At 57.0% G+C, this 19615-nt stretch carries 24 protein-coding genes; 23 read left to right on the top strand and 1 reads right to left on the bottom strand.

Features of this window, described 5'->3' with window-relative positions; all coding sequences use genetic code 11:
• Nucleotides 1–120 precede the first annotated feature (120 nt).
• The 21 genes from P0120_02095 (at nucleotide 121) to P0120_01995 (ending at nucleotide 18448) form a co-directional block, all read left to right on the top strand.
• Nucleotides 121–303 carry a hypothetical protein gene (locus P0120_02095; protein ID MDF0673122.1) on the top strand — a complete coding sequence of 61 codons (183 nt, stop codon included), beginning with the start codon at nucleotides 121–123 and terminating at the stop codon, nucleotides 301–303.
• A gap of 113 nt (nucleotides 304–416) precedes the next feature.
• Nucleotides 417–974: a DUF4136 domain-containing protein gene (locus tag P0120_02090; protein MDF0673121.1), complete on the top strand. Its 558-nt coding sequence runs from the start codon at nucleotides 417–419 to the stop codon at nucleotides 972–974.
• Between the two features lie 541 nt (nucleotides 975–1515).
• Nucleotides 1516–2097, top strand: a complete 582-nt coding sequence (locus tag P0120_02085; protein ID MDF0673120.1) for an HdeD family acid-resistance protein — start codon at nucleotides 1516–1518, stop codon at nucleotides 2095–2097.
• Between the two features lie 55 nt (nucleotides 2098–2152).
• The gene (locus P0120_02080) at nucleotides 2153–3154 is read left to right on the top strand and encodes a MoxR family ATPase (GenBank protein MDF0673119.1); all 1002 of its coding nucleotides are present in this window, start codon (nucleotides 2153–2155) and stop codon (nucleotides 3152–3154) included.
• A 100-nt stretch (nucleotides 3155–3254) separates the two neighbouring features.
• On the top strand, nucleotides 3255–4808 hold the full coding sequence (locus P0120_02075; protein ID MDF0673118.1) for an arylsulfatase: 1554 nt from the start codon (nucleotides 3255–3257) through the stop codon (nucleotides 4806–4808).
• A gap of 225 nt (nucleotides 4809–5033) precedes the next feature.
• Nucleotides 5034–5969 (top strand): DUF58 domain-containing protein, encoded by a 936-nt coding sequence (locus P0120_02070; protein MDF0673117.1) that lies wholly within the window; start codon nucleotides 5034–5036, stop codon nucleotides 5967–5969.
• A 156-nt stretch (nucleotides 5970–6125) separates the two neighbouring features.
• Complete coding sequence (locus tag P0120_02065) at nucleotides 6126–6629, top strand: DUF4381 domain-containing protein (protein MDF0673116.1); 504 nt, start codon at nucleotides 6126–6128, stop codon at nucleotides 6627–6629.
• The gene (locus P0120_02060; GenBank protein MDF0673115.1) at nucleotides 6616–7659 is read left to right on the top strand and encodes a VWA domain-containing protein; all 1044 of its coding nucleotides are present in this window, start codon (nucleotides 6616–6618) and stop codon (nucleotides 7657–7659) included. The genes P0120_02065 and P0120_02060 overlap by 14 nt, the downstream gene beginning before the upstream one ends.
• Nucleotides 7660–7678: 19 nt before the next feature.
• Nucleotides 7679–8014: a four helix bundle protein gene (locus tag P0120_02055; protein ID MDF0673114.1), complete on the top strand. Its 336-nt coding sequence runs from the start codon at nucleotides 7679–7681 to the stop codon at nucleotides 8012–8014.
• Nucleotides 8015–8029: 15 nt separating this feature from the next.
• Entirely contained in the window at nucleotides 8030–9760 is a 1731-nt protein-coding gene (locus P0120_02050; GenBank protein ID MDF0673113.1) for a VWA domain-containing protein, read from the top strand.
• Nucleotides 9760–11112 carry a hypothetical protein gene (locus P0120_02045; GenBank protein MDF0673112.1) on the top strand — a complete coding sequence of 451 codons (1353 nt, stop codon included), beginning with the start codon at nucleotides 9760–9762 and terminating at the stop codon, nucleotides 11110–11112. Before P0120_02050 ends, P0120_02045 begins: the two co-directional genes overlap by 1 nt.
• A 156-nt stretch (nucleotides 11113–11268) precedes the next feature.
• On the top strand, nucleotides 11269–11865 hold the full coding sequence (locus P0120_02040) for a DUF1254 domain-containing protein (GenBank protein MDF0673111.1): 597 nt from the start codon (nucleotides 11269–11271) through the stop codon (nucleotides 11863–11865).
• Nucleotides 11865–12224 (top strand): DUF1214 domain-containing protein, encoded by a 360-nt coding sequence (locus P0120_02035; GenBank protein ID MDF0673110.1) that lies wholly within the window; start codon nucleotides 11865–11867, stop codon nucleotides 12222–12224. Before P0120_02040 ends, P0120_02035 begins: the two co-directional genes overlap by 1 nt.
• Before the next feature lie 28 nt (nucleotides 12225–12252).
• Entirely contained in the window at nucleotides 12253–13293 is a 1041-nt protein-coding gene (locus P0120_02030; protein ID MDF0673109.1) for a DUF1254 domain-containing protein, read from the top strand.
• Between the two features lie 164 nt (nucleotides 13294–13457).
• Nucleotides 13458–13970: a hypothetical protein gene (locus P0120_02025; GenBank protein ID MDF0673108.1), complete on the top strand. Its 513-nt coding sequence runs from the start codon at nucleotides 13458–13460 to the stop codon at nucleotides 13968–13970.
• 90 nt (nucleotides 13971–14060) lie between these two features.
• The gene (locus P0120_02020) at nucleotides 14061–14273 is read left to right on the top strand and encodes a hypothetical protein (GenBank protein MDF0673107.1); all 213 of its coding nucleotides are present in this window, start codon (nucleotides 14061–14063) and stop codon (nucleotides 14271–14273) included.
• A 228-nt stretch (nucleotides 14274–14501) separates the two neighbouring features.
• On the top strand, nucleotides 14502–16043 hold the full coding sequence (locus tag P0120_02015; protein MDF0673106.1) for an arylsulfatase: 1542 nt from the start codon (nucleotides 14502–14504) through the stop codon (nucleotides 16041–16043).
• Nucleotides 16044–16521: 478 nt separating this feature from the next.
• A complete protein-coding gene (locus P0120_02010; protein ID MDF0673105.1) occupies nucleotides 16522–16644 on the top strand; it encodes a hypothetical protein in 123 nt (40 codons plus the stop codon).
• 223 nt (nucleotides 16645–16867) lie between these two features.
• Nucleotides 16868–17368, top strand: a complete 501-nt coding sequence (locus P0120_02005) for a hypothetical protein (GenBank protein MDF0673104.1) — start codon at nucleotides 16868–16870, stop codon at nucleotides 17366–17368.
• Nucleotides 17369–17457: 89 nt separating this feature from the next.
• Nucleotides 17458–17889 (top strand): DUF2780 domain-containing protein, encoded by a 432-nt coding sequence (locus P0120_02000; protein ID MDF0673103.1) that lies wholly within the window; start codon nucleotides 17458–17460, stop codon nucleotides 17887–17889.
• Between the two features lie 58 nt (nucleotides 17890–17947).
• Nucleotides 17948–18448 (top strand): LEA type 2 family protein, encoded by a 501-nt coding sequence (locus P0120_01995; protein MDF0673102.1) that lies wholly within the window; start codon nucleotides 17948–17950, stop codon nucleotides 18446–18448.
• 79 nt (nucleotides 18449–18527) lie between these two features.
• Here the strand turns inward: P0120_01995 and P0120_01990 are convergent, their stop codons facing one another.
• Nucleotides 18528–18770, bottom strand: a complete 243-nt coding sequence (locus tag P0120_01990) for a hypothetical protein (protein ID MDF0673101.1) — start codon at nucleotides 18768–18770, stop codon at nucleotides 18528–18530.
• A gap of 114 nt (nucleotides 18771–18884) precedes the next feature.
• On the opposite strand from P0120_01990, the gene P0120_01985 reads away from it, so the two are divergent.
• Nucleotides 18885–19112 carry a hypothetical protein gene (locus P0120_01985; GenBank protein MDF0673100.1) on the top strand — a complete coding sequence of 76 codons (228 nt, stop codon included), beginning with the start codon at nucleotides 18885–18887 and terminating at the stop codon, nucleotides 19110–19112.
• A gap of 134 nt (nucleotides 19113–19246) precedes the next feature.
• On the top strand, nucleotides 19247–19510 hold the full coding sequence (locus P0120_01980; GenBank protein ID MDF0673099.1) for a type II toxin-antitoxin system death-on-curing family toxin: 264 nt from the start codon (nucleotides 19247–19249) through the stop codon (nucleotides 19508–19510).
• Nucleotides 19511–19615: the final 105 nt, after the last annotated feature.

The raw sequence follows: 19615 nt of genomic DNA, 5'->3' as shown, positions 1-19615 counted from the left end.
AAAGCTTAATCCCAATCTTGACCTGGCCTCGGAATCACCGCAGACGACCGTAGACGCCTCCGGCAGACCTCATGGAACAGTCCGGGCTTGGCGATTCGTTCTTGTCCTAGGGGGCGAGCGATGGCTAATACCTTCAAAGCGGGCAAAGATCGGCAACTGGAACAAACTTCAGCAACCACTCGAAGCGAGTCCCGTGACGGCTATCTGAATCTGTCCTTGCGGAATTTTTCAAATATCTCCCCCGCCCTGCAGTTGACTATCAAGCGATTCCAGCCTATACAGAAGGCCTCCGTCGCGGACTGAGTGGTGTTCAAGGCGGCCCGTCGATGCTGCCCCTGTGTACGATGGCGGAGGCTCAGGAAGATCCCGGCACATGCTCGAAGGAGCCGGTCGAATCCGAGAAAAGGAGTTGCGCTATGAGGGGGTGGTTGAACGGAGTGGTGGCCATGTTCGTGGCCTGCACCGTAGGGTGTACTTCGATTGATGTCAAGACCGACTTCGATCCGACAGTCGATTTCAGCCGGTTCAAGACATTCGCCTTTACCGGAATGACGGACCTGAATCAAACCGGGGTTCTGGACAACTCTCTGATGCGTCATCGATTGGAAAGGATGATCGACAGGGAACTTCGGCAGAAAGGATTGACGCAGACCAGCCTCGACCAGCACCCGGATTTATTGGTGCATTACCGGGTGGGTGTGAAAGACAAGGAGCAACTGCAAAGCAGGGCTGGCGACGAGAGGTTCAGCTGGGGAGAAAGATATGGCTGGAGTACCAGCTACAGCGGGGTCTCGGCGTATGAGTATCGAGAAGGGACGTTGATTACGGATTTGGTCGAGCCGGCAAACAATACATTGGTGTGGCGAGCCACAATAGTGGCCGAGCTGAAAGATGGCACGAAAAAGAACATCGAACTGACCGAGAAAGCGATTAAAAAGGCGTTCGAAAATTATCCGCCGTCCAAGGCGAAGTAGTTCGGAACACTGATGACTATCGGCTCAATGGCATCACGGGTAAAGACAAGCTCGAACGTAGGATGATCCATTTACACAGGCCTTGACAGTCCTTCCCACCGTTGGATATTCATGTCAGACCTGCTCAGCACCATCGGGCACAGCGGCAACAGTTAAGCCTAGAATATCCCCCTTACGATTCATCGGGTGATGCAAGACGGCTTGCAGAACGTGAGGAAGCGCAGTGGGACGACCCATGCTGAGGCGGAACTGAAAGAATGTCGGAGCAGATTGATGCTGCGCATTCGGGAGGAAGGAAGGGTTTCGATGCGGACAGGTCCGATGTCACGGAGGGACTCGACCCCCGAGCATAAGAGAGGGGGCGCGGCTCAGTCGAGGCTGCCGAGCAACAAGCGGAGCAGCAGTACGAAACCAGCTCGCCGGCTATAAGCGCGCGTGTTCGGTCTGCATGAGAGGACGAGGGTATACGATCAGCCAAGCCGCAAAGTTTGCGGTTGAACCGTAGACCGGTGGATCAGGAATACGGCGGGAGGGGCAAACCATGGAGCATAGGCATCTGCTGGATCACCTGGCAAAGAACTGGGGTTGGATCGCTCTGCGCGGAGCAGCGGCGGTGATCTTCGGCGTTTTGGCCTTTGCCTGGCCGGGCATCACGCTCGTGATCTTGACGCTGTTCTTCGGCGCCTACGCATTTACCGATGGAGTCTTCGCCCTGGTTGCGGCCTATCGGAGACGTGAGGGTCACAAAGCGGTGTGGCCGCTCGTGCTGGTCGGTGTGCTCGGAGTTGCAGCGGGAGTCGGAACCTTTCTCTGGCCGGAGATGACGGCATTGGCGCTGCTCCTGTTCATGGCGGTATGGGCACTGTCCATCGGGATTTTCCAGATTGCCGCTGCGATCCGGCTCCGCAAGGAGATCGACAAGGAATGGTTGCTGGGAGCATCCGGCGCCCTGTCGGTGCTGTTCGGCCTGTTCATGATCGCGAGCCCAGGCGCCGGGGCGCTCGCGGTCGTGTGGATGATTGCCGCTTACTCGATTGCCTTCGGTCTGTTGCTGATCGCGCTTGGCTTCCGGCTGAAGAAGCTGCTAAACCGTGCTGAGCTTCAAGGCCGCGCAGGCTCATGAGCAATCATGACGATCTGGCGAGGTCTACAAGAGGTCTACAAAAGGATCGGGATACATGACAGCGCGGGACGCGATCGCTGACCTCCAGCGACGAATGGAAGCCTCGATCATCGGGCAGCGTGACGTGATCCGGCAGATGCTTGTCGGCTTGCTTGCGAATGGGCATCTGCTGCTTGAGAGCTTGCCGGGTCTGGCCAAGACTCGAGCGGTGAAGAGCCTGGCCAAGAATTTGGATGCAGGCATGCGCCGCATTCAATTCACGCCGGATCTGCTGCCCTCCGACATCACCGGCACCGAAGTGTTGCACCAGGAAGACGGCAAGAATCTGTTCCAATTCCAGCCTGGACCGATCTTCGGGAACATCATTCTGGCCGACGAGATCAATCGGGCGCCGGCCAAGGTCCAGGCGGCATTGCTTGAAGCCATGGAAGAGCGGCAAATCACGGTTGCTGGGACGACACACAAGATGCCCGACTTGTTCATGGTGCTGGCCACACAAAATCCCATCGAGCAAGAAGGCACCTATCCGCTGCCGGAAGCGCAGCTGGACCGGTTCTTGATGAAGGTGCTGATCACCTATCCCGACGCGGACAGCGAGCGGGGAGTCCTGCAATTGGTCCGCAGCGAGGAAATCGGCAAGACAGAGTCGCAGGTCGGTGCGACTGCGTCACAGCCGGCCAAGGCAGACGACAAGCTGCCGCAGGACAGGGTGTTTCAAGCGAGAAAGGAAATCCACGCGATCTACGTAGCGGAAGCGATCGAGCGGTACATCATCGATTTGATCGATGCGACCCGCATGCCGAAGAAGTACGACGACTCGCTTGGCAAGTGGATTCAATACGGCGCCAGCCCCCGTGGCGGCATCAGTTTGGAACATACCGCCCGCACCAATGCCTGGCTCGAAGGCCGCGATTACGTCACGCCCGATGACGTGCGGGCGATGGTGCACGGCGTCTTGCGTCACCGGCTGATTCTCTCCTACGACGCGAACGCAGACGGCATCAGCGCGGACCAGACGATCGACAAATTGGTCGAAGTCGTGGCCGTGCCAGCGTGAGAAAGGTCTCGTGAAGTAGAAGCGTGATCTGGTGAAGTTACACCAGTTAACCTGTCCATACACCGACCCTCGCTCGGTTGTTTCGATAAGGAGGTGTGGAATGTCTTTTTGCCTAAGGTCATGCGCGATTCTTCTCGTCGGATTGGCCGTTCTGGCTGCATCCCCGGCGCAGGCAGACCAGAAAAAGCCGAATATCCTCGTCATCTTCGGCGACGACATCGGACAGAGCAACATCAGCGCCTATACGCATGGGTTAATGGGCTACAAAACGCCTCACATCGACCGGATCGCCAAAGAAGGCATGATGTTCACAGATTACTATGCGGAACAAAGCTGCACCGCGGGGCGCTCGACATTCATAACCGGACAGGTGACGTTACGAACCGGATTGAGCAAGGTCGGGGTCCCAGCCGCTCCTGTCGGGCTTCAGAAGGAAGACGCGACCATTGCTGAGCTGATCAAACCCCATGGATATGCCACAGGACAGTTCGGAAAAAATCACCTGGGTGACAAAGATGAATTCTTACCGACGGCGCACGGATTCGACGAGTTCTTCGGCAATCTGTATCACCTCAATGCCGAAGAAGAGCCGGAACAGCGGACATATCCTCGCGATCCCCGGTTTAGAAAGGCCTTTGGTCCCCGGGGGGTGATCAGATCGTTCGCGGACGGCAAGATCGAAGATACCGGTCCCTTGACCAAAAAACGCATGGAGTCCATCGACGATGAAACCTCCGCGGCGGCCATCGACTTCATCGAACGGCAGCATAAAGCCGGCAAGCCGTTTTTCTGCTGGTTCAACAGTACACGCATGCACTTCCGTACCCATGTACGAGAAGACCGTCGTAGTCCACCTGGGCTCACGGCGCTCACGGAATACGCCGACGGCATGGTCGAACACGACGGGCATATTGGATTGCTGCTCAAGAAGCTGGATCAACTCGGGATCGCGGACAGTACGATCGTGATTTACACGACCGACAATGGACCACATATGAATTCATGGCCCGATGCTGCGATGACGCCGTTCCGGAGCGAGAAGAACACCAACTGGGAAGGCGCGTTCCGAGTCCCGGCCATGATTCGCTGGCCGGGACACATCAAGCCTGGATCGGTTTCCAATGCAATCGTGAGCGGGCTGGATTGGCTGCCGACGTTAATGGCGGTCGTCGGAGAGGTAGATATCAAAGACAAACTGCTCAAGGGTCATAAAGTAGGGAACACAACCTTCAAAGTTCATCTCGACGGCTACAATCTGCTGGGTTACCTCACGGGCAAAGAGGAGACGAGTCCGAGGAAGGAATTCTTCTACTTCAACGATGACGGCGACCTCGTCGCCATGCGCTATGAAAATTGGAAAGTGGTATTCGAAGAACAGCGTGCTCCGGGGACGATGCGGGTATGGGCCGAGCCTTTCACACCTCTGCGCGTCCCGAAACTGTTCGATCTGCATGCGGATCCCTATGAGCGTGCTGATATCACGTCCAACACGTACTACGACTGGTTCCTTTCTCAGCCGTATCTTATTTTTGCCGCGCAGAGCGAGACAGCAAGGTTCTTGGCGACATTCAAGGATTTTCCGCCCCGACAGCGTGCCGCGTCGTTCAGTATCGATCAGATTGTGGAAAAGATGAAACAGAATATGGGGCAGTAATCGATTGGGTAAGTAATAGGGCATCGGCTTGGAGGATGCCGCCAGCACCAACGCCTGGCTTGAGGGCCGCAGCCATGTCACGCCCGAAGACGTGCGGGCGATGGTGCATGGCGTCATCGGCTGATTCTCTCGTACGACGCGAATGCGGACGGTATCAGCACAGACCAGGCGATCGACAAATTAGTCGAAGCTGTCGCGGTACCGGCCTAGCACAAAGTTTGAATCATGGAAGGACGATCTGTTCCCGGCGTCTATGTGTCGCTCCACGAGCTGATGGCGTTCGAGTTCAAGGCCGCCGGTCTGTCGTTGTTGCCTCGACGGCGGAGCGGGAGCGTCCTTGCCGGACGTCATGCATTCAGAGTGCGCGGCCGTGGGCTCAATTTCGAGGAGATCCGCGACTATTTCCCCGGCGACGACATTCGCACGATCGATTGGAAAGTGACCATGCGATTGGGCACGCCGCACGTGCGGGCCTACAGCGAAGAGCGAGATCGACCGGCCCTGTTCATCGTCGATCAACGACTGTCGATGTTCTTTGGGTCGCGGCGCGCATTGAAATCGGTAACAGCGGCTCACCTGACCGCACTGGGCGCCTGGATGGTCTTCCGCGCCGGCGATCGGGTCGGTGGGATCGTCTTTAACGACGACGAAATTCATAGATTCCGTCCACACCGCAGCCGCAGTCGGATAGAAGCGATCTTCGCCGCTGTGGTCGTCATGAATCAATCGCTTCACGCCGACAGTTCCGTGCAGCCGAACCAGGCCCAGCTCGACCGGGCCCTCGAAGAAGCTCTCGCGCTTGCCGGCCACGATCATTTGATCATGATCGCGAGCGACTTTGCGGGCGCGGGCGAGCGGACGCAACAGTTGCTGCGGCAGCTTGCCGCTCACAATGATGTCATTGCGGCGCTGGTTTTCGATCCGCTGGCCCAAACGGGACATCAGGGTGGACGAATCGTGGTGACTGAAGGCCGGCTTCAGATCGAGTTGAACCTTGGCGAGAGAACAGTCCGGGAACCGATCGAAACCTTTTCGACCGGCCGGCTGCGTCAGGTTGCAGAATTGCTTCGTCGCAGCGGCGTGCCGCTCATGATGGTCAACACGGCGGACGATGTCGTCAATCAGGTGCGGCACCTGCTCGGCCACCGTACGCGGCCTTAAAACTGGGAGAACAGCACACAGGATGTTCAAAAAGGTCTTCCAGCAAGGCCGCAGCTAGCGAGGAGGCGAGGCGTACTCTTTTCTGTACGTCGAGCTTCTGAGCGCCGCGAGAACAAAGCTGAAGGCATTTTTCAACATCCTGTTGGGAATTAGCCGATGAGGACGACTGAACAGGCCTTATCTGGTCTTCTGGAAATCTCCCTTCCTCCCCCGGTTCCTTACACACCCCAGACGGTCGGGTGGGTGTTTCTCGGCCTGTTTCTCGTGACGGCGATCTCTTATGGCGCATGGCGGTGGCGTCGATGGTGGGCCAGCAACCGGTATCGCCGGGCCGCCGCCGCCCAATTGCGGACGTTGGAGGCGTTGCTCGCTGATCCAGCCAGGCGAGGCGATGCGCTTGCGGCCATCCCGCCACTCGTGAAACAGACGGCGCTTTCATTTCTACCGCGACCGGAGATCGCCGGTCTCTCAAACAACGAATGGCTCGTCTTTCTGGACCGGACCTACCCACCCGGTGGCTTCGCACGGGGTCCCGGTCGGCTGCTTCCGCGATTGGCTTACGGCGCACCGGCGGATCTGGCCCTGATTCCGATCTCTGAGGTGACGGATCTCCTCTCCCTGGTGCGGCGCTGGATCACCCATCACCATGCTCGCGTTTGATGTCCCATGGGCCTTTGCCGCGCTCCCGCTGCCGTTGCTCGTGTGGCGGTTGTTACCGCCCTATCGTGAAGTCAGTCACGCCGTCCGTATTCCGTTTTTCGAAGAGGCTGCGCAGGCGGCGGGACTCAAGCCGGCGCCCGGCGCAGTCGTCATCCAGTCAAACTGGGCGCAGAAAATTCTTGCTCCGATCGCCTGGGGGCTCATCGTCACAGCTGCGGCTGACCCGCAGTGGATCGAGCCGCCTCTCGAACGAATTGAATCGGCGCGGGATCTGATGTTGGCCATTGATCTCTCCCAATCGATGGAAGCGCGTGACTTTGTCGATGCGGGCGGGCGCCGCGTGGATCGGCTGAGGGCGGTCAAGCAGGTCGTCGACGATTTCATCCGCCGGAGGAAAGGCGATCGGATCGGATTGATCGTGTTCGGCCAGGCGGCATTCCCGCAGGCGCCGCTCACCATGGACCACGAAAGCGTGCGGTTGTTGCTGAACGAAGTCAGGATCGGCATGGCCGGACCCCAGACCAGCATCGGCGACGCGATCGGTGTCGCGATCAAAATGACGGAGCATTCCAAATCGAAAGAACGGCTGCTGGTACTCCTCACAGACGGGAACGACACCGCCAGCAATCTGCCGCCACACAAGGCGGCGGAAATTGCCAAGCAGCGAGGCATCACCATCCACACGATCGGCATCGGCGACCCGCGAGCCCAAGGTGAACAGCGGGTTGATCTCAACGCGCTCAGGAGTATCGCTGCGGCAACAGGCGGTCGTTCATTCCGAGGAGAAGACCGGCATGGTCTGGAGGGGATTTACCGCACCATCGACGACACTACTCCGGAAAAGGTGACCCGTTCCATCTACAGGCCCAAAAGAGCGCTCTTCTACTATCCATTGGGGGCCGCAATCGCATTGCTGCTTGGCTACCATCTGGTGATGATGTTTTTGACATGGGGGCAAATTCCAAATCACAAGCACCAAGTTCCAACGTGGATGAAAATCTCAAATCACAAAAAACAAGTTCGGATATGATGAAAAACCGGTCTACGATCTGGAAGAGAGAACGTTCCAGTTCGCGAAGGCTGTGAGGATATTCGTCAAGACTTTGCCTAGGAACATTTGGATCATTGAAGACAGTAAACAGCTCATAAGGGCATCCGGTTCCGTCGGAGCCAACTACAGAGAAGCGAACGAAGCGCTGAGCCGGAAGGATTTCTTGATGAGAATCCGGATCAGCCGGAAGGAAGCCAAAGAAAGCGCCTATTGGCTGCGACTCATCCGTGATACGAACGAGTTCGAACGAATAGACGAACTGAATGATCTGATTCGCGAGGCTGAAGAACTAACCAGGATATTGTCCTCGATCGCGTTGAAATCGACCTTGTGATTTGGAAGTTGTGATTTGAGATTTGACACTTTCCATTTTCTGCGTCCCTTGTGGCTGCTCTGTATCCCGGCTGCCTTGTGGCTTGTCTGGATCTGGCAGAGGCATACAGACCAGCGCCGACAATGGGCCGGCATCATCGCGCCGCATCTGCTCGATCATCTCATTATTGGAGCTAAGCAGGGGTTTCGGTTGCGCCCGATGCATATGATCACCGTGGCGGTCATCCTTGCAGGCATCGCGGCAGCCGGGCCTGTTTGGGAGAGAGAACCGCCGCCATTCACCGAGGACAAGGCTCCGATGGTCGTGGCAATCGACCTCTCGCGCACGATGGATGCCGTCGATGTCCCGCCGACGAGGCTTGAACGGGCAAAGCAAAAGGTGCGTGATCTTGCCGCACTGCGATCCGGATCACGGACGGGACTGGTCGTCTATGCGGGGACGGCGCATCTCGTGCTGCCTCCGACCGAAGATCCCGCGCTCCTGGAGATTTTCCTTGCCGCACTCGAAACGGATCTGATGCCGGTAGCGGGAAGAAATGCTGTGGCAGCGTTGGCCCTGGCCGACCGTCTCCTGGAAAAGGAATCGGCTGCCGGAACGGTGCTCTTCATCACAGATGCATTCGACGATGCACAGATCCCGTTACTTTCCGAGCATCAACGGAAATCGCGGGATCAAATACTCGCACTCGCTGTGGGGACATCCCAAGGCGGACCCATTCGAAGCCAGAACGGAAGGGTCGCCCTCGATGCTCGTGGAGTGCCGGTGCAGGCGCGTTTCGACCGCGAGACCTTCACACGAATGAGTTCCGAGGCGGACATGCCGGTGATGAGCGTGACATTGGACGAAGCCGATGTCGAATGGGTCCAGCGCAAGGCCCTGCACTATCTGCAAGTCGTCAACGAGCGCACCGCGGAGGTTCGGTGGAAGGAGTTCGGCTACTACGGCACCTTTCCTCTGGTCCTGCTGGCTGCACTCTGGTTCCGGCGAGGATGGACCGTCCGATGGATGGGAGTCATCGCACTGGCAATATTAATGGGAGTGACAGGTCCAGGGTATGCCAATGCACAGGAAGCATCAAGCACCAAATCCGAAGCACCAAATTTGAATGAAATCCCAAATCATGCGAATGAAATCCCAAATCACAAATCACAAATCTCAAACAGAGGTTTGGAATTTGGTGCTTGGATTTTGGAGCTTGTCGAGAGTTGGTTCTTGACTCTCGACCAACAGGGTCGTTGGTACTTCGACCAAGGCGATTACTCCACGGCCGCGGAGCGATTCAACGATCCGATGTGGAAGGGGCTGGCCTACTATCGAAGCGGCGACTATGCGACGGCGCTGACGCAGTTTGCGCGCCTCGATACGCCGGAGGCGTTCTTTCTCATGGGCAATTGTTACGCTCGCATGAAGGAATTTCCGGCCGCCGTGGGAGCCTATGACCATGCACTCAAGGGACGTCCGGCGTTCCGAGAGGCGATCCAGAATCGCACGCTTGTTGCGTCGCTCATTCCCAAGAAGTCACACGATGATCAAGGGGAAGCGGATCCGAATCTCGATCCCGATGACATCAAGTTCGACAAGAAAGGCAAACGTGGCAAGTATGGAGCCGTGCCACAGGTGAAGGTCAAGCCCGAGCAAATGGCGGAGCTGTGGATGCGTAATCTCAAAGTCTCGCCGGCGGATTTTCTACGAGAGAAATTCCGCGTGCAGGCTGAGGAGTTGAAGCGTCCACAAGACAGGCTGTGATGAAAACACTAGCGACACTGTTGTTCTGTTTGGTGGCCGGCCATGCGATGGCTGAGGAGGGAGCCCGCTCAATGGTGCGAGCGCATCTTGAGCCGGCAGGCCTGGTGGTCGTCGGACAACCGGTGAAGCTGGTCGTCGATGTGTTGGTCACCACCTGGTTCACGAGTGCGCCCGAGTTTCCTATCTTCGACCTGCCCGGCGCGCTGGTGATCCGGTCGGATGAACAGGCTCCCCACCTTACGGAGCAGATCAATGGAGTCACGTGGTTCGGGCTGACGCAGACCTATATCGTCACCCCGATGGAGCCGCACGAATTTGCGATCCCGCGCCTTCAGATCGTACTGCATCCAGGAATGGCTCCCGGTCCGGTGAAGGTCTGGTCTCCTGCGCGAAAGTTCACAGCACGGGTTCCGGCAGGAGCGGAAGGGGTCGCGGTCTTCCTCTCGACCAGTCGTCTGGACATGGTCCAGCGGTTCGACCATAAGCCGATCGGATTGCATGTCGGAGATGCGTTTACCCGCACCATCACATCGACAGCGAAAGGAACGCAGGCGATGTTCTTACCGCCGATTCATTTTGCCGAAGTTGAGGGTCTTGCCGTCTATCCGAATGCACCAAAAGTGGAGAATATTTCGCGAGACCGGGAAGGCTTTATCGGCGGTCGTCGAATCGACTCTGCCACCTATGTGGTCCAGAAGCCTGGGCATTACGAGCTGCCGGCTGTCACGGTGCAGTGGTGGGATCTTCGGCTCGGTAAACTTCGCGAACATACCGTCGCATCGGTCGCGTTTGATGCCGCGCCCAATCCCGATTCCCGGCCGGAGATTGCGCTGCCGGCTGAAATAGATGAATCGGCATTGCCTCGATCCCGCGTCGAAGATATGTGGCGTTGGGCGATAGGGGGAGTCGGAGCTCTGGCTGGTACCATTGCCATTTGGTTGCTCTGGCCAAAGTTCCGTCGGTACGGGAACGCACTGGCGTCTCGACGAGCTGAGCAGCGCCGTCGATACGAGGCCTCGGAGGCGGTTGCGTTCGCGTTGCTTGAAGCTGCCGTCGCTCACGGTGATGAGGTGGGGACTGTCCAGTTTTTATATGAGTGGCTTGACCGGTCCAGGCATGGTGAGCCGCCGGCGCGAGCCGAACAGGCCGCCATCCTTGCACAGGATGATCATTACAAGGAGGGAACCGAGGCATTGCTGGCAAGGCGGTTCGGGTCTGCACAGATTTCGACGACGAACTTTTCCAGCGAGAGCTTTGCACGGTCGTTGCGTTGGGTGCGCAAACAAGTCATTAGCGGCGGCAAGGCAACTGCCGAGCGTGCACCGATCCTCGCACCGCTCAACCCCGAGTGAATCACCGACCTTCTCGTTGTGATCGGACAGCCTTAGCCGATCCCTCTCTCTTACGATGGAGCGTGCTATTGTCAGCGTCCAAGCGCCGGGCCGAATCGAAGAGGTGCTCATATCGAGGTGTAGGTAGAAAACTCTTCCGCGCGAAAGGGATACAACATGAGAAACAAACTCGTTTCTAGTGCCATCGTCTGCGCGTTTGGGTTCATCGCGCTCGGCGATTCCGTCCTGGCGCAGGACTTCTCCGCTGAGGACCTCTCGCGTCGCACGGTCGAGAGACGCGCTGTCGAGGCCGTCATCTGGGGCATGCCGGCGGTCAATTTCGATCTGATGTATCAGGCATTCGTGGGTATCAAGGGCGGACCCAATCAAATTGCCTACTGGTCGCGCCCGCTCGACTGGAAAAACCAGACCCTCACGCCCAATCCCGACACGATCTATTTCATGCCGTTCTACGACACGAAGGCCGGCCCCGTGGTGCTGGACGTTCCGCCAGCCGATGACGGCTCAATCACCGGCAGTGTCGATGACGGATGGCAAAACGCGCTGGAGGATGTCGGCCCCGCCGGTGTGGATCAGGGCAAGGGTGGAAAATACTTGATCCTTCCTCCGGACTATAAGGAAAAGATCCCCGACGGCTACATCCCACTTCAGTCCGATACTTACCAAGGTTATGCGATTCTTCGCTCCAACCTCAAAAGCGGCAGCGATGCCGATTCAGCGCCAAGCACCTGGGTGCAGGGCAATTCTATTTGATGACGATCAAGGACAAGGCAGGGCAAAAACTCGACGGTGCCAAGACCTATCGACTCACGATCCCCGCCAATCCTCCGGTACGACTTTATTGGTCCGTCACTGCTTACGACGGTGCCACGCACGCACTCATCCGTGACACGCGCTGGTCCAGCCGCTCATCGAATACACCAGGACTCCAAAAGAACGCCGATGGCTCAGTCGACCTTCATTTCGGCCCGGCTGCGCCCGCTGGCAAGGAATCGAACTGGATTCCCACGAGCGCCGACGGAAAATTTGAAGTCTTGTTCCGCTTCTACGGTCCAGAAAAGCCGCTCTTCGAGAAGACCTGGGTGCTACCCGACATCGAACAGGTGAAGTGAGAATTCATTTGGTGAAAGGGGACGAATCATGACATCGAAGCTTATAAGCTTTGCGCTCGGTCTGTTGCTGAGCTGCTCAATGCCAGTGCACGCGCAGACCAGTGGATCAAACGCAGTGCCGGTCACCGTCGACAATTTCATCCGCGCCGAGTCCGATTTGTATTTTGGCAATATGGTCAAAGACGGGGCATTCGGAAAGTTTCTTCACCGGCGTGAGCCGGCAGCGATCGACAATCAGACCGTCATCCGCTTGAACCGTGATACTCTGTACTCTGCCGCCGTGTTCGACCTGGATGCCAGTCCGGTGACGATCACGTTGCCGGACGCCGGCCAACGCTTCATGTCCATGCAGATCATCAGCCAGGATCACTATGCGCCTGCTGTGCACTACGGCAAAGGTTCCCATACCCTCGACCAAAGGCTGGTGAGCACCCGTTACGTTGTAACAGCCGTCCGCACGTTCGTCGATCCGACGAATCCTAAGGACGTGCAGCAGGCCCACGCGCTGCAGGATGCCATCAAGGTCGACCAGAAGAGTCCTGGCAAGTTCGAGGTGCCGAATTGGGATCAGGCCAGTCAGAAAAAGGTTCGCGACGCGCTTCTGATTCTCGGATCGACGATCCCCGACTTCAAGAGCGCGTTCGGCCCGAAGGGCCAGGTCGACCCGATTCGTCACCTGATCGGCACGGCGCTCGGGTGGGGTGGTAACCCTGACAGGGACGCCACCTATCTCAACGTTACCCCACCGAAAAACGACGGCGCCACGGCATACAAACTCGTCGTGAAGGACGTGCCCGTCGATGGTTTTTGGTCGATCAGTCTCTACAACGCCGAGGGCTATTACCAGAAAAATCTCTATGGCGCGTATGCGTTGAACAACGTCACTGCCAAGAAAAGCGACAACGGCTCGATCGCGATCCAGTTCGGCGGCTGCGACGGCTCGATCGCGAACTGCCTCCCAATCATGTCCGGCTGGAACTACACCGTGCGCCTCTACCGCCCTCGCGCCGAGATCCTGAGCGGTAAGTGGAAATTTCCCGACGCGCAGCCAGCGGGCCAGGTTCCGTGAACCACACGATCAGCTTGATGTACGTATTTCTCGGCGAATCCGGAGTCGGAGCGCTGGAGTGGCGTTAAGGTACAAGACCGGGAGGACACATATGCATTGTACGATACCACGATCACGAAGGGTCGCAGCGCTGGTCATTGTTCAGGCAGTCATTATGACCGCCTGTGCGGGGGGGCATCGGCAGCAAGGAGAAGAAGCTTGCCTACTTTGACAGTCTCGAACAGGAGACCCTGGCGCGCTTGATCAAGGAGCATCCGAAGGTCCAACAAGAGTTGGCGCAATCGGTCGGATACTTAGTGGCGGAACAGAAAGTCGGGAAGGGTCCCTGGATCGGCGCTGGTGGCGGGGCTGGCGTGGTCGTAGAGAAGGAGACCGGCAAACGATCCTACTTGAGAATCCCGGAACTGCAATTCGGCGTCGGGTGGGGCGGGCGAGCACTAAAGACCGTGCTGATCCATCAGGATGTAGACAAACTTCGCGACCTAGCCGATGGCAAGTGGTACGCAGGGGTCGATGCTGAAGCAGCAGCGAAGGCCGGCGATGTAGGCGCCGCCGGTAGTGGGGGCACAAGCGACCTCATGAAGAAGGGCTACACCTCTTACGTATTAACCGATGCCGGTGTTTCCGCCACTGCGACCATAGCCGTGTTACGGGCCCAGCCCTATTCAATCGAGTAAATCCCAGAACCAATGGCCTGGTAGCGACGGGGCAGCGGGCAGGCAGTGAGAAGCAGGTAGAGCGGGTTGTTTCAGGGGCGAGGACGGCGAATGAGGAAAACTTCTATCGGGTCGCGCTCATGTCTCGACCAGACTGTGTTCAGCGTGCTCCAAAACGTCAACGACCTGTTCGTGCGTGACACCGGGAAACCATTCCAGGAAGTGGTCCAGGCTGGCCCTGCCTTCGAGGTTCTAGAACAAGGCACGCACTGGGACGCGGGTCCGCTTGAACAACCAGGCCCCACTGGCCTCATTAATAGGTGATGCACAGATCAAGATCCGACCCCAATTTCTTTCGCGACCCCAATTTCTTCCTATTCAAGAGAGACGACAATACAAGTGAGGAGATACGACTGTCCCACCGGCGCGAAGGGAACTGTCGATTTTGGCACTTCCCTAAATGGTTACGGGATCGATATAGTAGGGGCTGTCTATTAGTGCGAACTCAAGGAGGTCTAAGTTATGCGAGTCAGGCAATTTATCTGGTTAGCCGTGGCGTTGTTGGCGTGGTTGCCCACAGGAGTCGGCGCTGAGCTGGCCAAGAAACCCAACATCCTCGTGATCTGGGGTGATGACATCGGCGTCCACAATATCAGCGCGTACAACCACGGCATTATGGGCTATCGCACACCGAACATCGATCGCATCGCCAGAGAAGGGGCGCTGTTTACCGACGCCTACGGCGAGCAATCCTGCACTGCTGGGCGGGCCGCCTTCATGCTCGGCCAACACCCGTTCCGCACCGGCCTGTTGACGATCGGAATGCCCGGCTCGCCGCACGGCATCCCGGACTGGACGCCGACCATCGCCGACATCATGAAGGAGCAGGGCTACATGACCGCGCAATTCGGCAAGAATCACTTTGGTGATCGGGACAATCACCTGCCCACCGCTCACGGGTTCGACGAATTCTTCGGCAATCTGTACCACCTGAATGCAGAAGAGGAGCCGGAGGGCTACTACTATCCGAAGGATCCTGAGTTTCGAAAGAAGTACGGACCGCGCGGCGTGCTCAAGATCATGGCGGACGGCAAGGTCCAGGACACCGGCCCGCTCACCCGCAAGCGGATGGAGACGGTGGACGAGGAATTCTTTGCCGGAGCCGTGGACTATTTGGAGCGAGCCAAGAAGGCCGACAAGCCGTTCTTCATGTGGTTCAACACCACGCGCATGCATGTCTGGACGCATCTCAAAAAAGCAAGCGACGGCGTCACGGGAGTGGGCCTCTATCCTGACGGCATGGTCGAGCACGACAAGATGGTCGGCGCCCTCCTCAAGAAACTCGACGACCTCGGCCTCTCGGACACTACCATCGTGATGTATTCGACCGATAACGGCGCGGAAACAGTCACATGGCCAGACGGGGGGATTACGCCGTTCCACGGGGAGAAGGGCACAACCTTCGAAGGCGGCCATCGTGTGCCGCTGCTGGTGAAATGGCCGGGCGTAATCAAGCCTGGCACGATCCACAATGATCCGATCGCGCACAACGATTGGATGCCGACCTTTGCCGCGGCGGCAGGCGCGTCGGGCGTCAAGGAGAAGTTGGCGAACGGCACAAAGCTGCACGGCAAGGACTTCAAGGTGCATCTCGACGGCTATGACTTTCTGCCGTTCTTCAAAGGAGAGTCGAAAAAAGCGCCGCGCGAGGAATACTTCTACTTCGGCCAGGGCGGCGAGTTGAACGCAGTGCGCTGGAATGATTGGAAGGTGAATTTTGCAATGGTCGAAGGCAACATCGCCACCGGCACGCGGAAGGTCACCGGCTGGCCGATCATTGTGAACCTTCGCGCCGATCCCTATGAAAGGATGCCCTTCGAGGCGGCCAATTACCTCCGCTGGTACGCGGACAACATTTGGTTGTTCGTGCCGATCCAGCAGAAGATTAAAGCGTTCTTCACGGACTTCGAGCAGTATCCGTACCAGGCCGGTGCCAGTCTCAACGCTGCCGGCATCAATTATCAGACTCTCAAGGCGATGCAGGCTCTGAAACGACTCGAGCAATTGGAGAGCTTGTCGCCGCCGAGCAATTGAGATGAAGCATGGCACGCGCCTCGGCGCTGTCGCGTTGCGTGTGGCTCTGCGCGCGGGGACCGGTCTGCGGTTCATGGAAGCGGTGATCAAACCCGCGAACAACTGAATTCAGGAGCGTCGGTACGGTTTGCGGTGTAGTGGGTTCTCCCAACGTAGCCTTTTGAACCGATGAAAATCATTGTCCTATGAGACAAAGGGCCGTTCCGACCATCGCACTCAATGAAGATATAGGGTCTTTCGGTGTACGAAGATCGATCAAACGCCCTGCCGGTTCGAGCAGACAGGAGTGCCATCAGTGTTCACCAGGAAAGGAGACTGCACAATGAAAACTTGTGTGCCTGGCCAGCATACGGGCTTTTCAATGTCACACATTGCCTAACGGCCACTCTGCTTATGGGTAAGGAGGTTCGCGGTGCGCGAGGGATTGCGACTATGAACCATATTTTTACGGAACGATGCGATGTTGTCATGGAGCCTGATGCCGACGGGATTGCCGGTCGCCTATTCGCAACCGGCGGTCCCCATAGAACCGGCCCCCAAGGAGCAGCTGCCTACCATGACGCCGACCGAAGCCGAACAGGCCAGGGAAGCTGAGCAGTAACAGAGGCCGAACGAGCGCAATCGGCCGAGCGCAAAGCCAGAATTGAGCGCGAGGAGGGGGGTTCGAGCAAAACGTACGTGGCAGGGTTCGGCGGCTATACATTCGGCGGTGGCATCAGTGAAAGGAAGGCACGGGATTCCCCTCCGAACTCCAGCTCAATGATCGTGATCTTGCGGGTTCGGTCGTCTATGGTGGGAAGATCGGGCATTTCTTCAGCGATGGAATGGATTGGCTGGGCGTGGAGATGGAAGCATTCAATACGACTCCCAACGTGAAACAGGACGGTCAGTTGCCCGGGCTCCATCTTCGAGTGACGACTTTGGCCTTCAATGTGATCGGTCGGCTGAAATTCGGCTGTGAAACGAAAACAGTGCGAACGGAGACTCGATCGGAGCGGGAGGGGACGGCCCAAGACATCCGCTATGAAACTCGATCTCAGCGGGAATTTTGCCCGCTGCAACCCTATGGCGAGGTAGGACTCGGCGTCTTCTTTGCCAACCTGTCGAACAATGGCAACAGCGCCTCCGACAACGGCGTGCCTGGCTTGAATGCCTTGGGTGGTCTGCGCTATTACTTCACCGAGCGCATCGCACTGTTTGGTGAATATAAATACAATTTTGCGGTGTTTGATTTCTCGGCCGATGACCTTTTCGGAGGAGCAGTCGGAGTGAGAGGCAATGACCAGGTTAATCATATAGTCGGAGGGCTATCGGTCCACTTCTAACAGGCTGCGGAAAAACTCGAACAGCGAATGTGTTGGAGCGGTGGAACCATGTCAGGTTGTGGTGCACAACAACTGAGGAGGAATATTCAATGCTGAACAAACTCTCAATGCGAGCTGCAGTGGTCCTCGTGACAGTTCTTCTTTCCGGTTGCGCGGAGCTGCAATCAATGGGTGGCTCGGATGCCTTAATGAAACTCGTGACAAGCCAATTGGGCGTGACAGAGAACCAAGCGATGGGAGGGGTCGGTTCTGAGTTGACCCTGGCGAAAGAAAAGCTGCCGAGCGGGGATTTCAATGCGCTTGCCAAGGCTGTCCCGGGATCAGATTCGTATATGAAAGCGGCGAAAGATCTTGGCGCCGTCACCGGATCGGTCGGCGATAAGGCCGGGTTGCAGGCCGCCTTTCAACGGTTGGGGATGGAATCCGGGATGGTGGACAAGTTTGCCGATCTCCTCTCCGACTTTGCCGGGAAGATGGGGGGAGAGCCGGTCAAGAACGCGTTGGCTGCAGTGTTGAAGTAGACGGCTACTGTTGCATCAACCGGATGTCCCGTTCACGACAACTTGAAAGGGGGTCGCGATGAACAACTTCCGATCGACAGACAAGTCAGTGTCATCGACCATCCTGGGTTTGGTGATCTTGCTTGCGGCTTGTGCGACATCCCCGCCCGGCATCGAGCCGCCGAAGATCTCCATCGCGAACATCGCACCCAAGGACATGGCGCTCTTTGAACAACGCTTCGAGGTCCAGCTCCGGATCCAGAATCCGAATGAGAAGGATCTGGGCTTGAACGGTATGCGATTCGAGATCGACCTGAACGAGAAAGAGTTTGCCACCGGCATGACCGGGGAAAAGGTCGCCGTCCCTCGCTTTGGCTCACAAGTGGTCAACGTCGAAGTGATCACCGGCATCAGCAGTTTTCTTCGTCAGGTCCAAGACCTGAACAAGGCGGGTGTCGAAAAGGTACGCTATCGCATCAAAGGCACCGCCTTTGTGGACAGTCCGGGCACGTTCAAACTACCGTTCGATGAGAAGGGTGAAATCGATCTCGGATTTGCTCAGCAGACCGAACAGCAATAGCTTCCTGCGGGGAGGCATAGACGGACGGAAGCACGCTCAAGTCCGCAGCCGACGCTGGGCTGATGATGAGTGCACGGTCTTAGCTCGTGGCCTGCGATTCGGCGCCAAGTCCAAGCCGCAATCCTTGGGACCACCAATGGATGGCAAATGCGAAGAAATGCATGGCGACGTTGGAAAATGCGCCGCTGACCTGTCCCGCCAACGGTCCACGATTCTGAGAAACGGGAAGATCCTCCAGATAGCCGAACTCATCCCGGATTCCGCAGTAGCAATACAAGGTATGTCGAAATACTAAGATCCGGTCAAATGAATTCCTGCCCAACTAACAAATCCGACGTTCCCACACTCAACCGCGGCACAGTTCGCTATTCTTTCCCATGCGGGAAATCGATGGAGAGGTGTTGTAACATTTGTAAGGACGCAAGCGAGGTGAGGAATGATCAAGAAATTGCAGAAACATGGTAACAGCGCGGCGCTCATTATCGAAAAACCGGTAATGCAGGCGCTGGGGATTACAGAGGAAACTCCTCTCCAGGTAACTGTGAATGGGAACGCCCTTGTTGTCACGCCGGCTAACGTTGGCGTTGGTCCTGAACGGATGAAAACGATCATCAAGGGCCTGCGTAAGCGGTACGGACCGATGCTCAAGCGCCTGGCGCATTGATTCGTGGAAGAGACAATCTTCCTGAGCGTGGATGACGTCCTGTTACTCCATGCAGATACCATTGACATTGATGGAGGTTCCCATGGAGTAAGGGACCATGGCTTACTGGATGCGGCTGTTGCGATGCCGCGTCAATAGTTTGGCGGGCCTATCTCCATGAAGACCTTGCTGCAATGGCGGCGGCCTACCTGTTTCATATCGCTCAGAATCATCCTTTCGTGGACGGGAACAAATGGGCGGCTGTTCTCTCTGTGCTTGTCTTTCTCAATGTGAATGGAATTGAGGAACTTCCTGATCCCAAAGCTCTAGAGTTCGTTACTCTTCAGGTTGCTGCCGGTGAGTTAGGTAAAGATGCGTTGACGAAATGGATGCGAGTTCAAATCGGCAAGTCTAAGTAATCTTTGTTGTCATAAGACGGGCTGTTCGCCAACACCGCCAAACCTACGGACTGGTGTACTCAAACAGGATATGATCGCATAGTTCGACACGAATATTTTTGATCG

It is taken from the genome of Nitrospira sp., from assembly GCA_029194675.1.
Classification (GTDB): Bacteria; Nitrospirota; Nitrospiria; order Nitrospirales; family Nitrospiraceae; genus Nitrospira_D.
Note: the sequence above shows the minus strand (reverse complement) of the source record. Positions and strands in the feature narration are given on the sequence as shown.